This window comes from Sediminibacterium goheungense, assembly GCF_004361915.1.
Lineage (GTDB): Bacteria > Bacteroidota > Bacteroidia > Chitinophagales > Chitinophagaceae > Sediminibacterium > Sediminibacterium goheungense.
Genome location: NZ_SNWP01000010.1, coordinates 659,388 through 680,923 on the forward strand (window position 1 = coordinate 659,388; position 21,536 = coordinate 680,923).

General features: G+C 41.4%; 12 protein-coding genes. 6 read left to right on the forward strand and 6 right to left on the reverse strand.

The window, feature by feature from the left end; genetic code table 11:
* Nucleotides 1–11: 11 nt before the first annotated feature.
* Both BC659_RS02865 and BC659_RS02870 read left to right on the forward strand, forming a co-directional pair.
* A complete protein-coding gene (locus tag BC659_RS02865; protein WP_133473123.1) occupies nucleotides 12–1,115 on the forward strand; it encodes a mandelate racemase/muconate lactonizing enzyme family protein in 1,104 nt (367 codons plus the stop codon).
* Nucleotides 1,116–1,212: 97 nt separating this feature from the next.
* The gene (locus BC659_RS02870; protein WP_133473125.1) at nucleotides 1,213–1,728 is read left to right on the forward strand and encodes an acyl-CoA thioesterase; all 516 of its coding nucleotides are present in this window, start codon (nucleotides 1,213–1,215) and stop codon (nucleotides 1,726–1,728) included.
* Nucleotides 1,729–1,738: 10 nt separating this feature from the next.
* Here the strand turns inward: BC659_RS02870 and BC659_RS02875 are convergent, their stop codons facing one another.
* On the reverse strand, nucleotides 1,739–2,506 hold the full coding sequence (locus BC659_RS02875) for a lysophospholipid acyltransferase family protein (protein ID WP_133473127.1): 768 nt from the start codon (nucleotides 2,504–2,506) through the stop codon (nucleotides 1,739–1,741).
* 130 nt (nucleotides 2,507–2,636) lie between these two features.
* Here BC659_RS02875 and hxpB point away from each other — a divergent pair, with 130 nt between their 5' ends.
* Nucleotides 2,637–3,299 (forward strand): hexitol phosphatase HxpB, encoded by a 663-nt coding sequence (hxpB, locus tag BC659_RS02880; protein WP_133473129.1) that lies wholly within the window; start codon nucleotides 2,637–2,639, stop codon nucleotides 3,297–3,299.
* Nucleotides 3,300–3,442: 143 nt separating this feature from the next.
* On the opposite strand, the gene BC659_RS02885 is transcribed toward hxpB, so the two are convergent.
* Nucleotides 3,443–4,981, reverse strand: coding sequence for an OmpA family protein (locus tag BC659_RS02885; protein ID WP_133473131.1), 1,539 nt, complete (start codon nucleotides 4,979–4,981; stop codon nucleotides 3,443–3,445).
* Nucleotides 4,982–5,190: 209 nt separating this feature from the next.
* On the opposite strand from BC659_RS02885, the gene BC659_RS02890 reads away from it, so the two are divergent.
* Both BC659_RS02890 and recJ read left to right on the forward strand, forming a co-directional pair.
* On the forward strand, nucleotides 5,191–6,153 hold the full coding sequence (locus tag BC659_RS02890; RefSeq protein ID WP_133473132.1) for a polyprenyl synthetase family protein: 963 nt from the start codon (nucleotides 5,191–5,193) through the stop codon (nucleotides 6,151–6,153).
* Nucleotides 6,153–7,862 (forward strand): single-stranded-DNA-specific exonuclease RecJ, encoded by a 1,710-nt coding sequence (gene recJ / locus BC659_RS02895; protein WP_133473134.1) that lies wholly within the window; start codon nucleotides 6,153–6,155, stop codon nucleotides 7,860–7,862. The genes BC659_RS02890 and recJ overlap by 1 nt, the downstream gene beginning before the upstream one ends.
* On the opposite strand, the gene BC659_RS02900 is transcribed toward recJ, so the two are convergent.
* Both BC659_RS02900 and htpG read right to left on the reverse strand, forming a co-directional pair.
* Nucleotides 7,856–8,881: a flavin reductase family protein gene (locus tag BC659_RS02900; RefSeq protein WP_133473136.1), complete on the reverse strand. Its 1,026-nt coding sequence runs from the start codon at nucleotides 8,879–8,881 to the stop codon at nucleotides 7,856–7,858. The genes recJ and BC659_RS02900 overlap by 7 nt on opposite strands.
* A 100-nt stretch (nucleotides 8,882–8,981) precedes the next feature.
* Nucleotides 8,982–10,832, reverse strand: a complete 1,851-nt coding sequence (gene htpG / locus BC659_RS02905; RefSeq protein ID WP_133473138.1) for a molecular chaperone HtpG — start codon at nucleotides 10,830–10,832, stop codon at nucleotides 8,982–8,984.
* 166 nt (nucleotides 10,833–10,998) lie between these two features.
* Here htpG and BC659_RS02910 point away from each other — a divergent pair, with 166 nt between their 5' ends.
* A complete protein-coding gene (locus BC659_RS02910; protein ID WP_133473140.1) occupies nucleotides 10,999–17,544 on the forward strand; it encodes a cadherin-like beta sandwich domain-containing protein in 6,546 nt (2,181 codons plus the stop codon).
* 46 nt (nucleotides 17,545–17,590) lie between these two features.
* On the opposite strand, the gene BC659_RS02915 is transcribed toward BC659_RS02910, so the two are convergent.
* Together BC659_RS02915 and BC659_RS02920 are read right to left on the reverse strand one after the other, a co-directional pair.
* Complete coding sequence (locus BC659_RS02915) at nucleotides 17,591–18,934, reverse strand: DUF5689 domain-containing protein (protein ID WP_133473142.1); 1,344 nt, start codon at nucleotides 18,932–18,934, stop codon at nucleotides 17,591–17,593.
* Between the two features lie 10 nt (nucleotides 18,935–18,944).
* Nucleotides 18,945–21,497 (reverse strand): TonB-dependent receptor, encoded by a 2,553-nt coding sequence (locus BC659_RS02920; RefSeq protein ID WP_133473144.1) that lies wholly within the window; start codon nucleotides 21,495–21,497, stop codon nucleotides 18,945–18,947.
* Nucleotides 21,498–21,536 lie beyond the last annotated feature (39 nt).

Sequence of the window (21,536 nt, forward strand, 5' to 3'; positions counted from 1 at the left end):
GAAATTCGCTGATGATCATTTCATCAATAGAGGTTTATAAATATTCCATCCCAATGGTTCCTTTTACCATTGCCACGGGCACCATGGAATATGCACAGAATATTTTTATCCGTATTCACACCAATGAAGGCATAACAGGTATGGGTGAGTGTTCTGCTTTCCCGATGATCGCTGCTGAAACACAGGCTACCTGCTTCGAGATGGCGAAAGATTTTGCTAAATTATGGAAGGGGAAGAACCCACTCAAAATAGAAGATCGTCTTCATGAGTTGGACTTGTTTACAGCCGGTAATTATACTGCTAAAAGTGCTTTTGACATGGCACTTTATGATATCGCCGCCCAGCATGCCAATATGCCTTTGTACAGGTATCTCGGCGGAGAAAAGAAAAAAATTGAAAGCGACCTTACGATCGGTATCAGTGACCCGGTTTCTATGGCTGATACGGCCCTGGAATTCAAGAAGAAGGGTGTGAAAATGATCAAAGTGAAATTGGGAAAAGAAGTTTTTGCAGATATTCAAAGAATTAAACTTATTCGTGACGCTGTTGGACCTGATATTATTTTACGCATTGATGCCAACCAGGGCTGGAGTTATGACGACGCTGTTACAGCATTGACCGCCATGGCGACCTATAATATTCAGTTTTGTGAACAGCCCATGAGAAAATGGAACGATGAATTATTACCCGAACTTTGTGCGTTGTCTTCTATCCCCGTAATGGCTGATGAAAGTGTTTTTACCCATCATGATGCAGCGCGTTTGATTAAACATAAAGCCTGTGATTATATCAATATAAAACTTGCCAAAAGTGGTGGTATCCGCGAAGCTATCCGCATTAATCAGGTTGCAGAGCAAAATAATATTCCCTGTATGCTCGGTGGTATGCTTGAAAGCAGAATGGCCCTAACAGCAAAAGTGCACTTTGCCATGGCACATAATAATATTCAATTTTACGATCTGGACACCTGTTTATTAGGCCATAAAGAAGACCCTGTCATTGGTGGTGTTCAATACAATGGCATGGAGTTGATATTGAGTGAGGAACCGGGCATCGGAGCAGATGTAGACCCTGCATTTTTTACCAGACACAATAGTGTTCCCTGTATCGTATAAGCATATAAGAAAATAAAAAAGCAGGTGAATGTTCAACTTCGAAGTGAACATTGGCGACTCGATAGTATATCTCTTATCTTTGCCCAAAATACAAGCAATGGAAGGCAAAAAAGTGAGTGAGAGTTTTACCATTATGAATGAACTGGTATTGCCAAACGATACCAATACCTTTGGCAACCTGATGGGGGGCCGTTTGATGTACTGGATGGATATCGCTGCGGGTATCGCCGCGGGGCGTCATTGCAACACACCGAGCATGACTGCCTCAGTTGATAACCTTAGTTTTAAAAACCCAATCAAGTTGGGAAATGTGGTGCATATTGAAGCCAAAGTATGCCGCGCTTTTAATACCTCAATGGAAATTCATATCAAAGTTTGGGGGGAAGACCTTCTCCACCAGTATAAATATGAAAGCAATGAAGCTTTTTTCACTTTTGTAGCACTGGACCCCAATGGCAAACCCCGTAAAGTTCCGGAACTGATTCCTGAAACAGAAGATGAGAAAAAACTGTTTGATGGTGCTTTAAGAAGAAGACAAATCAGGCTGATTCTTGCCGGTAAAATGAAACCCGATGATGCAAATGAATTGAAAGCTTTATTTATTAAGGAATAAGCCTGGCCGTTTATTTATCGAGTTTCGACAGCAGGTGATGCCGTCCGCGCATCATATAATCCTTACTTTGTTCGATAGCATCCATTACCTGATCGAGAATGGTTTCAACAGGTTGTGTATAATCGATTTTCATGGGTTCTTTGAACCGGATAGAAAGCGTAGACCCTTTTTTCTTAAAGCTTAGTCCCTTTTTATTAAATGCCCGCCAGAAACCATTGATGACAACCGGTACTACAATGGGCTGGTTATTTTTAATGATATATGCTGTTCCTTTTCTGCCCGGCGCAAAAGGTTTGGTAGTACCCTGCGGAAAAGTAATGACCCAGCTCTTCGTTAATGCCTGATCAATTTTCTGTGTATCTCCTTCGTCTCTGTTGCGGTTAATATCCTGCCCATCTGAACGCCAGGTACGCTTGATGGTAAGGGCGCCTGCAAGCTTAAAAAGACGGCTCAGCCAATTCCCATTCATGGTTTCTTCAGCTGCAACAAAATAAACATTGGTAAAAGGATTTAATAAATAAAAAGGAATGCCCAACTTGTTTTGTCGCCTCCATTTCACTGCACAGAAAATATGTATGAATGTGATGACATCGGCAAAATAAGTCTGATGGTTACTGACAAACAGCACATTCTTTTTGGGCAGGCGGGTAAGATGTTCCGTACCCTCAATTTTTATCCGGTTAATCAATGCCAGACCAGGATATGAGAATACACCTACTATAGCATAAACAATAGAACGAACCAGTTTAATATGTCTTAAACGCTCAGTTAGTTGCATAAGATTGAAATTGGCAAGCCTTGCAAAATAAGCAATGTAATCAAATTGTTAAGTGAATGTTTAAAAAATGCATAGCCTGAACTAAAATAACAGCTGCTTAGAAATACATTTGTGCTGTAAATAAAAAAGCATGCAATTAGATAGCGTAATTTTTGATATAGATGGATTATTGATAGACAGCGAACCGCTCTGGAATGAAGCCGCTACCGAATTGTTTCTTCAATATGGCGTAAGCCTTACAGAAGAACAATATAAAACCACAACAGGCTTACGAACCAAAGAATTTGTGCAATGGTGGTTTCAGTATTTTAATATCGGCGATGGTGAATTGAAAAGAGCAGAACAGAAAATAGTAGAACTGGTACTTGCTAAAATAGAGCAGAAAGGGAAAATATTACCGGGTGTGCCCTATATATTCGATTTCTTTCATCGAAAATCTTTTAAAATAGGACTGGCTACCTCCTCGCCTCCTGCATTGATTGACCTCGTCGTAAATATTTGTGGCATCAGCAAATACCTCCATGCAACGGCTTCTGCAGAAGCCCTGGCCTATGGTAAACCACATCCTCAGGTATATCTGGACTGTGCCGGTACCATGGGTAGTAAACCCACTTCCTGTATCTGTTTTGAAGACTCATTCAATGGAATGATTGCTGCTAAAGCGGCGCGTATGAAATGCGTAGTGGTACCACATGTTTCTCAGTTAAAAGACGAAAGATGGGGTGCCGCCGATCTCAAGCTGTCTTCTTTGCAAAACTTTGGTGAATTGCATTTTAATCTGGTGAATAGCTAGCAAATGGCGGATGGCTGATAGTATATGGCATATGGTATATTGCCATTGACTATATGCCATATGCTATGAGCCATCCGCTACTAACTAAAAAGCCCCGATCATTACTGACCGGGGCTTTTTTTATTTTGAGACTAATCAGAAGATTAGTTTCTGCTTTTCAGATTTGGGTGTGGAGCAGGAACTGTATTTGGACCCGCATCCAGTGTACCTTGAAGATCTACTGTGTTAGCATCGCCATCCTGACCATAAGTGAAGATGAAACGGCTTTCAGAAACACCTTGTTTTTCAACCAGGTATTTGATTACAGCATTCACACGATCCCAGCTTAATTGCTGAGCAGCTTTACTTGAAGCACCGTATCCGATTACTTTAATGTTACAAGCAGGATTCGCGTTGATTCTTGCAGCAACACCATTCAGGATGTTCTGGGCATCTTTAGATAAAGTAGCTTTCCCTTTGAACTGAACGCTTGGTAAGCTTCCGATATTACACTGAGGAGCTGCTTCAACAGGCTTCATGTTAGCGATCATGTCTTTGATCTCTTTGCAACAAGCTGGTTCAGGACAGGTTCCGATACCATCATTGTTTACAGGGAAACATTTCTGTGCAGTAAGCAGTTCTTTGTCTTTGTAATCAGGAACACCATCACCATCAGTATCTTTTGCACGGCCATGAGAATCAACAGGAGCACCTGCTGGTGTATTTGGCTCGAGGTCGAACTGATCAGTTACACCATCTTTATCTGCATCTGGCAGTACAACTTTAGGCATCTTCATGTGTGAAGGAGAATTGAGCTCGCTATACACGAAGTTGTTGGGGTTGAGCCAGTAGAGAGGTTGTACTTTCTTAGCGGTGTTACCAATGTTGATGTTAACACGGGCACTGGTAAAACCAATATAATCATTGTTGTTACCAGCTCTCACACCGTCAAGCAGATCGTATCCAGGAACAGTAAAAGTATATTTATGTTCCAGACCGATGTTTACTTTGTTGCTCAGTTTGAAAGCGATACCGGCACCCAGGTTCATACCATGGTACAGTGTATACGCTTGTCTGCCGTTAACAGTAGCACCACCGAATGTAGTGATGGTACCATTCTGGCTATTCTGGAAATTTTCGTTTTGGTTATAGCCATAGAAAATGCTGTAACCACCTGGCTGAGCACCACCTGGTCTTTTGTACAGTACATTCGAAGCATTCAATGCATAACCGAGTAATACGTACACATTTGTTTTAGGGTTACCACGGTAGTGACTAGCTGCATTCAATGAAGCAATCACGTCGAAACCTAACTGATAAGTTCTGTTTTTGTAGTCAGGACGACCTACTGCTGCCTGAAATGCATTAGCAGTACCTGAATTCCACAAACCAGTTAAACCGGTTCTGATAGAGAAGGTGTGGTTCAATGCTTTACGCAGAGATACTGTTCCACCAAAACCTAACTTGGATTTGATGTCACCTGTGATAGATGACGCTCCAAGACCAAATCCCAATTCCCACTGATTACGTGGTTGAGCAGGATAAGGATACTGGTTGTTGATAAACTCATTATGTTGGGGTAATTTCTTTACGGAAATCTTGGATGTGTCTTTCCAATCCCAACCCCAATCTGTTTGAGCCATACCGATCGACTGTATCAGTACGATCAGCGCTAGTGCTAAAATGTTCTTTTTGCTTGCCATAATAATTGATTGATATTTAATGAGAACTTGTTGATATTACGAAAACATTGCAAATTTAAGTCTTACAATACAAATACCCAATTTTATGAGGGTATATTGTTAATCTTTTCTCTTACAATCATCGTACCAGACTCATTTCCGGTCTAAAACGCTGCATATGTGGTCGTTAGTATGCGGTCCTCAGACTATATTGCAGCATATTCTGAACGATGGAATTAGCAAAAAAGATAATATCAGAGGAACTATTGCAGTTTGAAACACATTTCCGGGAGGCCGTGAAGAGCAGGGTTGCACTGCTGGACAGAATCATGCAGTATATCGTAAAACGGAAGGGTAAGCAATTAAGACCCATGTTCGTACTGCTGAGTGCCCGTTTGGGCGGTGAGGTAAACGACAGTACTTACCGTGCGGCTTCCCTCGTAGAATTGTTACATACGGCCACCCTGGTGCATGATGATGTGGTAGATGACGCACTCGAAAGAAGAGGTTTTTTTTCGATCAATGCCCTCTGGAAAAATAAAATTGCCGTGCTGGTGGGCGATTACCTGTTGTCGAAAGGTTTATTATTGTCACTTAATAATAAGGACCATGAAGTGCTGCGTATTCTCTCAGAAGCGGTCAGACTGATGAGTGAAGGAGAATTATTACAAATTGAAAAAGCACGTAATCTGAACCTGAAAGAAGCTATTTATTATGAAATAATTAATGGCAAAACCGCTTCACTTTTAGCCTCCGCCTGCGCCGCAGGGGCTTCCACTACCTTTACAGATCAGGATAAAGTTGAAAAAATGAGACAATTCGGTGAAAAAGTAGGTATGGCTTTCCAGATCAAAGATGATCTCTTTGATTATGGAACCATGGATATCGGAAAACCCACAGGTAATGATATCAAGGAGAAAAAATTAACGCTTCCCCTTATCTACACACTTAACAACTGTTCTCCCGATCTGAAAAGAAAAATTATATACATCGTTAAAAACGAAAATACCGAAAAGGAAAAAGTAAGATTTGTAATAGACGCCGTTACCAACTCAGGGGGCATTCAATATGCTACAGAAAAAATGTTTGCCTTCAGAGATGAAGCATTGGCCATTCTGCATGAATTTCCGCAAACAAGTGTAAGAGATGCACTGGAAGAACTGGTACGCTATACAACCGACCGCAGCTATTGATGGAGAAAAGATGGAACATATTAACCACTGATATTACCCGTACTGAAAGCCTTCAGGAGGCTTTAAAGATCAATAAAACCATCTGTTCCATTCTTGTGCAAAGAGGTATTGACAGCTATGACAAAGCAAAAGATTTTTTCAGACCACAATTAGCGCAGTTATACAGTCCATGGTTGATGAAAGACATGGACAAAGCTGTATCCAGGCTATTATTAGCTTTTCAGCAACATGAGAAAATACTGGTATTCGGCGACTATGATGTAGACGGCACTACGGCGGTGGCAGCAATGTATCAATACCTCAGCAGTATTTATGATAGCGTGGACTTTTATATACCACACCGTTACAGGGAAGGATATGGTATTTCTAAAATCGGTATTGACCATGCCAAAGAAAATGGTTTCACCCTGATCGTTTCGCTCGACTGTGGTGTGAAATCGGTTGACCTGATTGCCTACGCACAAACACTGGGTATAGATTTTATTGTTTGTGACCACCATTTACCCGATCAGCAATTACCACCGGCTGTGGCCATTTTAAATCCCAAACAGTCAGACTGTACATACCCATACAAGGAATTATGTGGTTGTGGCGTGGGTTTCAAACTCATGACCGCACTGAGCGAAAAGCTTTCCTTACCTGAAGAAACACATTTGGCTTACCTCGATCTGGTGGCTACTGCAATTGCGGCTGATATTGTTCCCATTACAGACGAAAACCGCATACTCGCTTATTACGGACTTGAAAAAGTGAATCAAAATCCATGTCCAGGTATCAAAGCACTGATGCAACTCGCATCTGTGCAAAAGACGATGTCGATTACCAATCTCGTGTTTATTATCGCGCCCCGTGTAAACGCAGCCGGCAGAATGGATGATGCCAAAAAAGCCGTACAGTTATTTATTGAAAAGGACCCGGCTAAAGCTTTATCCTTTGCAGAAATGTTACACAGTGATAATGCAGACAGACGTGAAGCTGACAGTTCTATCACCGAAGAAGCATTGGCATTGATTGAAGTAGATCCGGAACATGCCACTAAAAAATCAACACTTGTTTACCAGGAACACTGGCATAAAGGTGTAGTTGGTATTGTTGCCAGCAGATTGATTGAAAAATATTACCGCCCTACTATCGTATTAACACGCAGTGGCGATTATGTGGCCGGCAGTGCCAGAAGTGTAGCTGGTTTTAATCTATACGAAGCCATCCATGCCTGTAAAGAACACTTATTGGGTTATGGAGGGCATTTTGCCGCAGCAGGCATGACTTTATTACCGGAGAAGGTACATGATTTTGCGCAGGCTTTTGAAATAGCGGTTCAACAACAGATTACAGCAGAACAACTCATTCCCGTTATTAATATAGATGCCCCCATCCATTTCACGGAAATCAATCCTACCTTCTTCAGTATATTGAACCAGATGGAACCTTTTGGGCCAGATAATATGCGTCCTGTATTTATTGCCCGTAGAGTGAGCGATACCGGATTTTCAAAGATTGTGAAAGAACAGCATATCCGTTTTGTGGTTAAACAACAAAATATAAGTTTAACAGGCATCGGCTTTAACATGGCCGAAAAATTTCACCTGTTGCAACAGCAGCAACCGGTTGATCTGGTTTTTACACTGGATGAGAATGACTGGAATGGAGAAAAAAATATTCAGCTGAAAATGATCGATATGCGATTGAGCGAACCCCTCACTCAATAACTGATCTCTACATCTCCGGCTACCGGATAACCTGTACAAGTAAGAATATGCCCCATCTCTAATTCATGGTCCATTAATACATCATTTTTATACATCCAAACCTTACCCTTTATACACTTGGCCGCACAAGCTCCGCATTGACCACTTTCACAGTTATAGGGCAAATCAATTCCCTGCTTTTTAGCAGCAGCCAGAATGGTTTCCGGGTACCGCACTTTCCAACTGTATTCAACACCATTCAGCTTGGCCAATACTGTGTGAGGTTCTGTATCAGGAGGCCTCAACAAGGGTGTTGATGCGTGTATTACGAAGTTTTCCTTCCTGATCCTTTCTTCCTGAATACCCATACCTTTTGCTACCAGTGTAATCATCAGCATATACTGGAAAGGTCCACACAAATAAACCCATAAACTTTCCAGCGAATCCTGACAATATTGTCTGATGATATCTTCCACCATCAACGAGCTCAGCCTTGCTTTACTGTAATGAAGGGCATCGCTGAACAGAAAGTGAATATGAAATTGAACAGCATATTTCTGCTCTAACAATTGCAATTCATTATAAAAGATGGTTTCATTTTTTGACTGATTACTGTAAACAAGAACAACCGTATTATTTTGAGACCTAGACAGTAAGGTTTTAATCATTGCATAAACAGGCGTAATACCACTGCCTGCTGCAAAAAAAATAAAATTGCTCTTGCTATCTGTTTGAGCTGGCAACGTAAAAAAACCGGTGGGCGCCAGCCCTGTCAACACATCACCAACTGCTGCCGTATCTAATAATTTTCTCGAATAGGCTCCGTTGACGACTCTTTTAACGGTAATCATCAGTGGCTCATTCAAAATAGAAGAAGATGAAATGGAATAGCTTCTTCTTTCTTCTTCCCTATTTCTGTTCTTGAAAATGAAAGTGATAAACTGACCAGCTTCATAACTTACTGACTGCTGTAAAGGTTGCAATACAAAGGAAGCTGCATTTTCAGTTTCCCGATGAATAGATAAAATCCTGTATTGCATATTTCGTTTTTGGAAGCCATGAAAATACCACTATTCAGTCAGTTCCATAAAAAAGCTGCCCCATATCAATGAGGCAGCTTTATATCAATAAGACTCTTACTTATACCTTTTCTGTTTCCTGTTGCAACAATTCCACGCTTCTATTGATAAAGCTGGTAAGATCATTCCCTTTCAATAATCCCTGCGACAATAAAGCCAGATCTGCCAGATTTCTTACCTGTTTTTCCTTCAATGCAGCATTCTCATTTTTTAATACCTGCTGATAAATGGGGTGATTGCCGTTTACGGTAAGCGTTACTTCATCCGGCATCTGAGCATAAAAAGCCGTCATACCACCACCAACACCAGCCATATCTTTCATACGACGCATAAATTCAGGACGCGTAGCGATAACGGGTGCAGATTCAGGACTCAGTCCCTTAACTTCTGTTGTTACATGCAGGTCAGCAAAATTGATATTGAACAGTTCTTTTAACTGTTCTGTTTCTTCTTTGCTCAGCACCGTTTCATTCCCTTCCTGTTTATCAATCAGGTTGTCAACAATATCAGCATCTACCCTCACAAAACTCACATTCTCCCATTTCATTTCCATGGTGTTAATGAAGGCTGCATCGACGAGGGTTTCCATTTTCACCACTATATATCCTTTCTGCTTACATGCCTGGATATAGGCATCCTGCTGTACCGGATTGGTGCTGTACAGGATGATATGTTTACCTTCTTTATTTTTTTGCGAAGCTTCTGTAGCCGTTTTATACTCTTCAAGTGTATGGAACTTACCTTCAGTATCTTCCATCACTAAAAACTTATTCGCTTTTTCCAGAAACTTATCATCTGTCATCATACCATACTTCACAAATAAGCCGAGACTCTCCCATTTTTCTTCAAAGGAACTTCTTTCATTGCGGAATATTTCTTCCAGCTTATCTGCTACTTTTTTGGTGATATGTGCATTGATTTTTTTCACATTCGGATCACCCTGCAAATAACTACGACTTACATTCAGCGGAATATCCGGACTATCAATAACACCATGCAGCAACATGAGAAATTCCGGAACAATATCTTTTACTTCATCCGTTACAAACACCTGGTTACAGTATAATTGTATTTTGTCTTTCTGTATCTCATAGCTCTGTTTGATTTTAGGGAAATACAGTACACCAGTTAAATTGAATGGATAATCTACATTCAGGTGAATCCAGAATAGCGGGGTTTCTCCGAAAGGATATAACTCACGGTAAAACTTCTCGTAATCTTCTTTCGCTAACTCTGAAGGTTTTTTGATCCAGATAGGATTGGTATTATTGATCGGCTTTTCTTCTTCCCCCTCTTTTTTCTCCCCAACTTCAGAAAAATAAATAGCTACAGGTAAGAATTTACAAAAACGTTCAAGAATTGCTTTGATGCGTGCAGCTTCTAAAAATTCTTTGCTTTCTTCATTGATATGCAATACGATCTTGGTACCACGATCATTATAATCGGTTTCATACAATTCATATTCAGGGCTACCGTCGCAGCTCCAGAAAACACCACTGCCTTCTTTAAAACTTTTTGAATGGATATCTACTTTATCACTCACCATAAAGGCACTGTAGAAACCCAACCCAAAATGACCGATAATGCTGGCATCCTTGTATTTGTTTACAAACTCTTCCGCACCGCTGAAAGCTACCTGGTTTATGTACTTGTCTACTTCTTCACCGGTCATACCCACACCTCTATCTATAATGCTGAGGGTTTTTTCTTTGGTATCCAGCACTACATCTATGCGGAGCTCGCCAATTTCGCCCTTTGCTTCCCCAATAGAAGAGAGGGTTTTGAGCTTCTGGCTGGCATCCACGGCATTACTTACCAGTTCCCTGAGGAATATTTCATGATCGCTGTACAGGAATTTCTTGATAATCGGGAAAATATTCTCCGTTTGAACACGAATCTGCCCTTTTTGCATAGTTCACTTGTTTTGACGCAAATGAACAAAGAAAATACCAAAGGGGCTAAAACTGACAGGTTGACAAGTTATCCACGTAAGCAAAATTTAATGATTAAATATCTGCTGGAAAAAATGTCATTTCAGGTGGAGTGCTACATTTGTTATCCAAAACAAACTCAAATCCATGAGAAAACTGTACGCCACCCGTTTTATCGGTGTGTTTTGCCTGATCATGCTTTCTATGATTACACAGGCACAAACCATTGGATGGAACTTCACCACAGCCAGTCCATCGGCTGCTACCCTTAATATTACCGCTTCTGATCTCAGCAGGGGCAATAACAACGGTACCACCAACGATCTTATAACCACTACTTCAGCTTCCAGTAGCTATACCGGTTTTTCAGCCGGAGGCAACGCAGGTGCCGCCGCCAGGGTTGGCACGCTGAACACAGCTGCCAATGGCAGTGCCTATTTCGAGTTCACACTTACCCCGGCTGGCGGATACGCATTCAATCTTACCGGTATCAGTTTCGGTACCCGTAGTACAAGCACTGCTCCGCAGGCTTATGCAATCAGATCCAGCATTGATAATTACACAAGTGATATTGTTACAGGCACCATTTCCAACAATAGTAGCTGGAGCTTAAAAAGTCATACCGGCCTCAGCCTGAGTTCGCCTTTAGCTGTTACATTCCGTATATACGGGTATAATGGTACGGGAACTGCTAATGCCAACACCACCAACTGGCGGATTGATGACCTCACATTGAGTGTAAATGCAACGGTACCCACCAATATATCAAGTTTATCGGCCCTAACATTGAGTGCCGGCGCTTTATCACCTGCATTTACCAGCAGTAATTTTTCTTATAACAGCACAGTTGCTGCAGCAGTGAGCAGTATCAGTATTACACCTACGGCAACCGATGCACTGGCTACGGTAACCGTAAATAATATACCCGTTTCAAATGGTAATGCTTCGCAGTTAATCAGCTTAAATACCGGTTCAAATGCTATATCTGTTACTGTAACAGCACGTGATGGCATCACTACTTCGACTTATACAATTAATGTAACTAGAGAAGTTCCCGGCAATCCATTATTATTTGTGAATCCGGCTTCTTTTGACTTTGGCAATATTTGTATCAACACGAATGGTTCGGGTTCATTTACCATCAATGGAACAGACCTGGAAGCAGGCCCAGTAATCATTTCAGCACCAACCGGTTTTACAGTGTCCACATCTGCGAATGGTACGTATAGCAGCAGTATCCAGTTGGGATATACAGGTACCACATTGGGTACCACAACTGTGTATGTTCGTTTTGCCCCCACTCTAGTACAGTCCTATCAAAACAGCCTTACTATTTCAGGTGGTGGAGCAGCGCTTTCTTATGCTGTAAATGGTAATGGCGTAAACAGCACCGCTTCTGTAAACACACAGCTTATCAGCAATATTGGCTCTTCATCAGCAACACTAACTGGTGATATTACCAATGCTGGTTGTTCGGGTGCTTCCTCTTATGGGTTTGAGTATAGTACCACAAATAATTTTGCCAATGGAACCGGTATTACTGTTACTGCCAATAACCTGAGCAGTAATACATTCAGTGTTGTATTAAATGGATTATCAGCCAATACTGTTTATTATATAAAAGCTTTTGTAACCAATGCGGGTGGAACAGCATATGGTCCACAACAATCTTTTATAACGTCAGCGCAACCCGTTATTATGGCGCAACAAAATGCGCTTGCCTACTCACAAAATTTTGACAATATTGCAAACTGGTCCAATGGTTTCAGTTCAGGTAATGGTGCCATTAATTTTGGTCCCGTAGCTGTAAATGCAACAGGCAATATTCCGAATGGTGTAAGGATTACAACTGCCAGCACCAGCTTTAGTTCAGGATCTACCGGTGGTGTACAACGCGGCAGTACAGGCAGCCTTGTTTTACTGGCAACCGGCGGTACAGATAATACCAGTTCTGTTGCTGTTGATCTTTTACTCGATTTCACCGGTGTGAATGCCGGAACCATGGGTTTCAACTGGGCTTCTGTAAACAACAGCACTGGTGACAGAAATGCTTCCTTACGTGTATACGGTAGTATTGACGGTATTAACTTTACAGAAATCACAGCAGCCGCTGTTTTGAACGTCACCAATAATGCCCCCACGAGTGGCGCCATATCTGGTATTGCATTACCGTCCAGCTTCAGTAATAATCCCAATGCAAGGCTACGTTTCTATTATTATAATGGCACTGGAGGCACAACAGGCTCCAGACCAAAAATCAGTATCGATAACCTGGTGGTAAGAGGATATACACCAGGTGATGTTACCGCTCCGGCAATCAGTAGTTACAGCCCTGCACCAGGTACTACAGGCATTACACCTGCAGGTGCTTTATCGGTAACCTTTACGGAAACCATTGTTCCGGGAACCGGAAATATCAGCTTATACAACGTGACTAATGGAACAAGTCAGACATTCAACATCAATGATCCGGCAGTTACCATTGCAGGAGAAACCTTAAGTCTGAATACCAATCTATCTTCATTTAAATCATACTATATTACCATCGATGCCGGTGCACTGGTAGATCTGGGTGGTAATTCATTCGCAGGTATAGCACCCGGCATTTGGAACTTTAGTACAGGCGCCCCTCCTACCAGCTTTAATTTTAATGATTGTATCAATGCATTACCTGGAGGTTTTACACAGTACAGTGTTACCGGTGCACAGGTATGGGGCTGTACCACATTTGGACAAACAGGCAACGGTGTTCAGATCAATGGTTTTGTGAGCGGCGCTCAGACAAATGAAGACTGGCTTATTTCTCCTGCCTTTGATTTATCTGGTTTCAATTATCCATTGCTGAGTTTTGCTTCAAGGGTTCGTTTTGCAGGACCTTCGCTGAAACTGATGGTATCAACCAACTATAGCGGTACAGGTGACCCCACTCTGGCTCAATGGACAGAAATAGATGGACGTTTTGCGGAAGCAGAATCAGATGTATGGACCACCAGTAATCAAATAGACCTAGGTGCATTCAAAGATGAGAATGTACATGTAGCATTTGTATATACATCATCGCCTACATTAAATGCAGCCAGATGGACACTGGATGATTTTAACATCACCAACTCCGCTGTTCCTGCAGCTCCAGGTGTTGATATTCGTGGCGGTAATATTGATTTTGATTATGTCGCCAACGGACAGGTGTCTGCCAACAGAACGTTTTCTGTTCAGGGGTATAATATAACAACAGCTTTTGCCATTACAGCGCCTGCAGGTTTTGAAATCAGTTTGGATGGCAACAGCTTTACTTCTTCAATAACGCTTACAGGAGCAGATGCCAACGCCCGTAAAACCATTTATGCACGCTTTAGTCCAACAGCCGCAGACCAAAATTACACAGGTCAGTTAAGTGCTGTGATTACAGATATCAATACTACCATAAACGGCATGAGCTTCACTGGTACTTCACTGAGAACGCTGAAAGTGGTAAACTGGAACCTGGAATGGTTTGGAAGTACCGCTTCCGGACTTGGCCCTACTAACAAGGATCTTCAGCAACAAAACGTTCAGACGGTATTGAATACGCTGAAAGCAGATGTGTATGCACTTGTTGAAATTGTTGACACTTTACGTTTCAAAGCGGTAGCTGAAGCATTACCGGGCAATTATGGTTATGTGGTAAATACCTATGGTTCTTATGCAGATGATGTAAATGATCCGGATTATGCTGGCGCTCAAAAAATGGGCTTTATTTATAATAAAGATGTGGTTAAAAAATTAAGTAGCAGAGCCATACTGAAAAACAGTACTGGCAATGCCTTTAACAGCTGGGCCAGTGGCCGATTCCCATTCCTGATGCAGGCAGAAATTTCGCTTAACGGCGCAACCAGTGTAGTTGACTTTATTGTAATTCATGCCAAAGCCAATACAGGCAATACGGCTGATAAAATTGAAAGCTATGAGAGAAGAAAGGCCGGAGCAATCGAATTAAAAGATTCATTAGATGCTGCGTTCCCTAACAGCCGTATCATCATTCTTGGAGACATGAATGATGATTTCGATAAAACCATCACAACCGAAATGGCGCCAGTTACAGCGAGTTCTTACAGCTCATTCCTGAACGATGCAGCGAACTATACCCCTATTACTTTGCCGCTCAGCTTAACTGGAAATAGCTCTACCGCTTCATTCCCTGATATGATTGACCATGTGATCACATCGAGTGAAATGAGTATTGCATATGTTCAGAACTCAGCGAAAGTATTCAGAGATGTACTGACATTGATTAATGGATATGCGAGTACCACTTCTGATCACTTCCCGATTATCACCAAATATGACTGGCGCTATTTCAGCAAGCCCAGTATCACCGTTACAGACCTTGGATTCCTGACAGATTCTGCGGCATGTTCTACTACAACCGTAATACCTACGCCATCTGTATCGGGCTTTAACAATATCGTTTCTATATCCAGCAATGCCCCTGCCAGTTTCCCGGTAGGTGTAACAAAAGTTACCTGGACGGCTACTGATAGTTATGGTAATACCAGTACAAAAGAGCAGTTGATTACTGTAACAGATAATCAGGCTCCTTCTATTCAGGCGCCTGCCATGGTTAGCGTAGTGAATGACAATGGTGTTTGTCATGCTACTATTGCTTCGCTCGGAACGCCTGTTGTAGCTGATAATTGTGGCATTGCATCCGTAACCAATAATGCACCTGCTGTATTCCCGATCGGCACTACCATTGTTACATGGACAGCAACAGATATTCATGGCAATGTTACCGATACTGCAAAACAGGAAGTAGTTGTAATTGACAATCAGCTACCAACCATTACGGTAAATACGCTTACTGTTACTGCGCAAACCGGCAGATGTGATGCGCTGATTACAATCGCAACACCTCAGGCAACCGATAATTGTGGTATTGCTACCGTTACGGGTGTACGAAACGATGGTTTATCATTAACAGATGCATTCCCTGTTGGAACTACTACTATTACGTGGACAGCCATGGATGTGAATGGAAACTTAAAAACAGCCCTGCAAGCGATTATCGTTACAGATAACCAGGCACCACAGATTGCTTGTGCAGGTAATCTTTCATTCTGTCAGGCTGCAAACAACCAATATAATATTCCTGTAATGGGCATTTCAGATAATTGTGGGGTAGCTTCTATTCAATATGTTATTTCCGGTGCTACAAGCCGCACAGGAAGTGATGGAAATATCAGTGGTATTTTCAACAATGGTGTATCAAATGTGCTGATTACCGTTACAGATATCAATGGCAATACAAACACCTGTAATTTCACAGTAACGATTACAGCTCCTCCAACAGCATCCATTACAACAACACAACCTGATGCATTCTGCAACCAATTTGTATTATCAGGTAACACAGGTAATTATACTTATCAGTGGTATTTCAATAATACGGTTATAGGTACGGGTAATCAGCTAAACCTGGGCCTGACAAATGCAGACGGAGTTTATTCACTCGTTATTTCCAATGATGCAGGCTGTACCAGCAACAATAGTGTTTCGTATACTTTCCAGAAACAAAATCTGGTAAACAGTTATACCATTCTGGCATACGAAGAAGTAGAACTGGGAGAGTCAAATAAAGTAAACAGTGGTAGCGTAGGTGTTATGAACCGCCGTGGAGAAGCTTCATTTAAAAAGAACAGTTCGGTTGCGGCTCCAGGTGCTTTTGTAAAAGCTCCATTCATTAAACTGGATGGTTCTGGCATCGTTATACCTAACAGATTTTATGGTTCAGCTACGGTTAGTCTGCCAACCATGTTCTACAATACCAGCAATACCCGTAACCTTCCCAATATCAGTGTTCAGAAAAATACAACCACTACTTTAAATGGCAACTATAATAATGTTACCATCAAGGAAAATGCAACTGTAACCCTGAATGGTAATACTTTCGGTTCTATTAAGGCTGAAAAAGGTGCTCAAATACGCTTTACTGCAGCCATTATTAGCGTTGAAGAGCTGATTGTAGAAGAAGGTGGTAAAACAATTTACAGCAATGTAAGATTCGCCGGAAATACACAGGTAAGAGTAAGCAAAAAAGTAAGCATTGGCGATCGCGTTCAGGTAAATCCTGAGAACCATAAGGTTACTTTCTATATGGGTGATACCAAATGCGATGATGAAAAGTTCCAGGTAAAAGGTGAAGATGTAAGTGTAACCGCCAATGTATATATGCCGAATGGAAAACTAAAAGTAAGCGCTGAAAACAAAGGCAATGGAAAATGGAACACGCCAAATCAGGCGATCCATATGACAGGCTTATTTATAGCTGAACAGGTAGAAAGTAAAGGTGGTACGATCATCTGGAACAATAACAGTTGTACATTGAATACGGTTGCTTCCAGCGATGTGCCGGCAACTGCAAGCAGTAAAATCATGACAGAGGAATCACCTGTCAGTGAAAATAAAAATGCACTGCATGTGGTTGTAATGCCTAACCCAAGCCGAACCTATTTCACGTTGAAAATCTCCGCAAAATCACCGGCACCGGTACAATTGAGGATCATCAATGCTGCTGGTCAGCCAGTGGAAAGCAGGAATAACCTGAATGCCAATAGTACAGTTCAGGTAGGACATCTTCTTTACCCTGGCGCTTACTATGCGGAACTTACACAGGGTAAGGAAAGAAAAGTGATACAACTGATTAAGATTAAATAATAGCTGTATGAGCTTTTAATAAAAAGCCCCGGATATCCGGGGCTTTTTAATTACCGAATACCTGAATATTATCAATTCTAAAAGTTGTTGTGAGTTTACCTATTTGTGCAGGTGGATCATTTCCTTCATAACGAAAAGCAATAAATACTTTTCCCCTAATACTATGCAGGCTGATATCACCTGAATTTATCCAGTCTTTCGCATAACCCGAAATTGATCCTTTGGCAATCACAGCATCCAGTTTGTTCCATCGTGCTTTCCACGGTGCATCTCCGCCATCATAATTGGTGGAATACAATACCTGTAATACAGCGCCGTTATCAAACCCGTCCTTAGTTTGAAAACGTAATATTTCATTTGAAGAAAAATCGAGGTCAATTCGTGGTAAAATCAACCAGTTGATAACCGATTGTTCTCTGGTAGCAAAAGCCGTAATTTCTGCATAAGTATTGCCTGAAGCTGTTCGCGCCATAAAATAACGATCTCCGGTTTCAGTAATATTTCTACCATCTTTTATCTGCAGTATACTATCCGTCTGCTGACCGGAAAAATTCTCACTGAACATTTGTTTAGGGCCTGCCTGTGTACACCGGAGTCCATCCAGGTGTACATCACTGGTATCTCTCAGTAACAATTGCTTTTGTGTACGGAAGATGCTGTAGATACCTGTTATTTCACCATGGCCTCTTTCTGTTAGTGCCGATGCAAAACGGGCAAAACCTCCTGTCCGGAGGTATACAGTTCCTGTACCGCAGGTTCTGAGTGTATGGCTTACTGCCTGTTTATTAATCGCATCTGCGTAAGGCTTGCCTGTATCTGATGCAGCAAATTCAACCTGGGTTAATGTAATCAGCATACTTTGTAAAGTATCGGCGAGTTCCTGTATGGTTACTCTTTTCGATGTTATCAACTGTTTCACAGGTCCCTTTACAATCACTCTTTCAAACAATGGCTGCGGAATAGAGAGTAGTTGTGGCGATAGCGGATCTGAACGGTCCACACCTGCTCCCAGCTGAATCATACCGGCATAGTCGCCCATCCACAATCCTTTCAGCTTTACAAATATTTTTCTTCCTACCGGGTATACATTAAACAACGCGTATCCATCTAAACGCAGGGTAATACCAGCTGTACTATCCTGTATTACGATTGATTTATAGAAATTATCTGTAAGATCGTTCGCTACTACAATCCCTTCAATAATCAACTCATCCATTATTTTCTCATAATTATTAAGCAAGTGCAATTGTTTAAGTGCAGCGATACTTGTATTGGCAGTGATTCTGGGGCCTGTATATTCGGGTGGTTCATCGATTGGTTTCTGACAATTGGTTAAACCGGTAAGTAGCGGCAGAGAGAGTAATATATAAAAACAATATTTGATTTTCATATGCTATGATTTAAAAACTGATGGAAAGAGATAGTGTATAATTCAAACCATATCCATAAAATAATTTGGGTGGAAAGCGATCTGGGTCTTTTGTCTCCTGATCAAAACGAAGCTGCTCATACCCACCCGTAATAATATTTGTCTGGTTGGTGAGGTTATTCACAGCTGCTGAACAAAAAAAACGAAGTGGCTTTTTATTGTATACGTTTCTGATGGAAAATCCTTTTCCCAGAAACATATTCGTCAATACAACAGAAGGGAGCTTTGTCTGACCGATGATTTTATACCATTGTTCACTTCCCCTGGGTACACCTTCCAGGGCTTCATAGGTTCGGCGTAACGGGTTGATATCAATCCACAGATCATCAAATAAAACTGCATTCAGCTGAATAAAGAAACCATTCGGAGTACGATAACGTATACCTGTTCCTGCGACTTGTTGCGGTGAACCGCCGATTCGAAAACCCTTACTGTATACTTCCATCCGATCAAGTAAAGCATCATTGTTATCGAGACTTACCCTTACAGCTTGCCGGCTGGTATATATATGCATCTCCTTTGCTAAAGAGAGGGTCAACTCCCATCTCTCACCCGGCTCCCATAAAACAGCTGCTTCTACTCCCGCAAATTGTCTGTTGATATGTCTTATCGCATAGTTTACAAAGTTCCGGTAGCCATCATGGTAAAAGGTAAGAACATTCATGCCGTCACGTGTTCTGGTATAATAGGTACTTATCCTTGCTTTTACTTTGTTCAGCATCAAACGATAAGACGCTTCTACATGAATCATTTTTTCGCTAAGCGGATTTTCCTGTATGGTATTACGCATACGGGGAGCGATATATACATCATCAAAAAAGGGTGCCCTGCTTTGCAACTGAAATAAAGCAAGCAACATATGTTTGTGATGGAATTTATAAGTAAAGCCAGCTTTTAGTAATGGATTTAAAAAATGTTGTGTGATACTTCTGCCCTTTGAATCGAGAGGAAAAAGTCCATTCCTGATAAAGCCGGTTCGGTTATAGGTTGTTTTTGAAAAGCGGAAGCCAAGAAGATAATCTATACGCTTTGTTACATACTCAGCCTGAACCCAGCAATCGGAGTTTACAATAGTTGCCAGATAATCATAACCATACCGATCTCCTTTACGAAGAATACGATTGGGTGTTTCAATATCAAATTGAATGGCTTGCTGGTCTGATGGAAAATCATTTTCCGCAAACTGATTCCAGTTTACATGAAAATCTGCTCCGAGCAAATCATACACCGTTTTATAATGACGGTTGCGCTGGTAACTGAAATGAAAGCCTGTTGCAATATGCAACTGTGTATTGATCCTTGCACGATAATGACTACTCAGCAACCATCGTCTTGTTTCTATCATTCTTTGCTCAAGTAAATAATGTGCCCTGTTTCCAGTTTCAGATTCATTTGTACCATTGATACCATGGATGGTTTCCCATGCATTTTTATTGATATGGTATAACTGCTGCCAGTTCACCTGTTGCTGGTTCTTATCTCCCAATAATGCATCTGTTACCTGCCATTGTAAAATACTGTCTGTTTGATATGCAGGCTGGTACCGATAATAATCCGGACGGGGATCGGCTGCATTGTACCAGTCTAAACCGGTATCACCCCTTTTACCACCTACAAAACCCAAACTTGTTATCCATGCTGATGCATTATCGGGATTCCATTCAAAAGATAAAATAGCAACAGGCATATGCTGACTACCTATGGCTGCATTTCTTTTCATAGTTCCCTGATACCCCCAGTTAGGATTATAGTTTATACCCAACAATGCAGTGACCGGAGCTGTGACGGCAGCCTGTTTTCCATATAGCTGTGGTGATCCAAAAAGAATAAAAGATAAAAGTCCTGCTTTTTGAAACTGTTTGTCGATACCGATATAATAGGCAGCTGATTGGTATTCACAAGCTGTTTGGTATCCTTCTGCAGCCATCCGCATATTGGCTGCGATGGCCCATGAGATGCCATGCCGGTTTGTTTCTGCAGCATATGAAAAATGATAACGTTGTGTATAGGTTCGGTTTGAAATACCATAGCCCCACTGTAATTGTTTTCGTTGAGCAGCTACCCGCATATCGGTACTACTGGTAATACCTATATTACCAAGCCAGTTATCCTGAAAGCGATTAGCTGTAAAATCAATATTGTTCCGCATCCATTGTGTTTGTCCGCTCCACAATGCCCATGCAGGATTACCTCTTTGCAGATCATTGAATACCAACCCGTTTATCATAGCACCAGATAAAGCAGCGTCATATCCTCTGTAACGGTAACGCATGGCACTAAACTGAAAAGCTGCCATTTGTAAGAACACATCTTTCTCTCCATATAGTGGAGAGAAGGTTACAGCAGTTGTTGTTCCATCCATTTCATTCATCAGTATTGCATTGGATTCTGCTGATTCCTGACTAAGTAATAATTGTATCAGACTGCTATCGTATGCAGAAGGAATGGTATCCGTTATGACAGGGGCTGCCCGTAATCCCGGAAAAATAAAACCGGTAACAGATAAAATGATAAAATATCGCATAAACATGTTTCGCTCAAAATAAAAACCACAGTAGAAAAT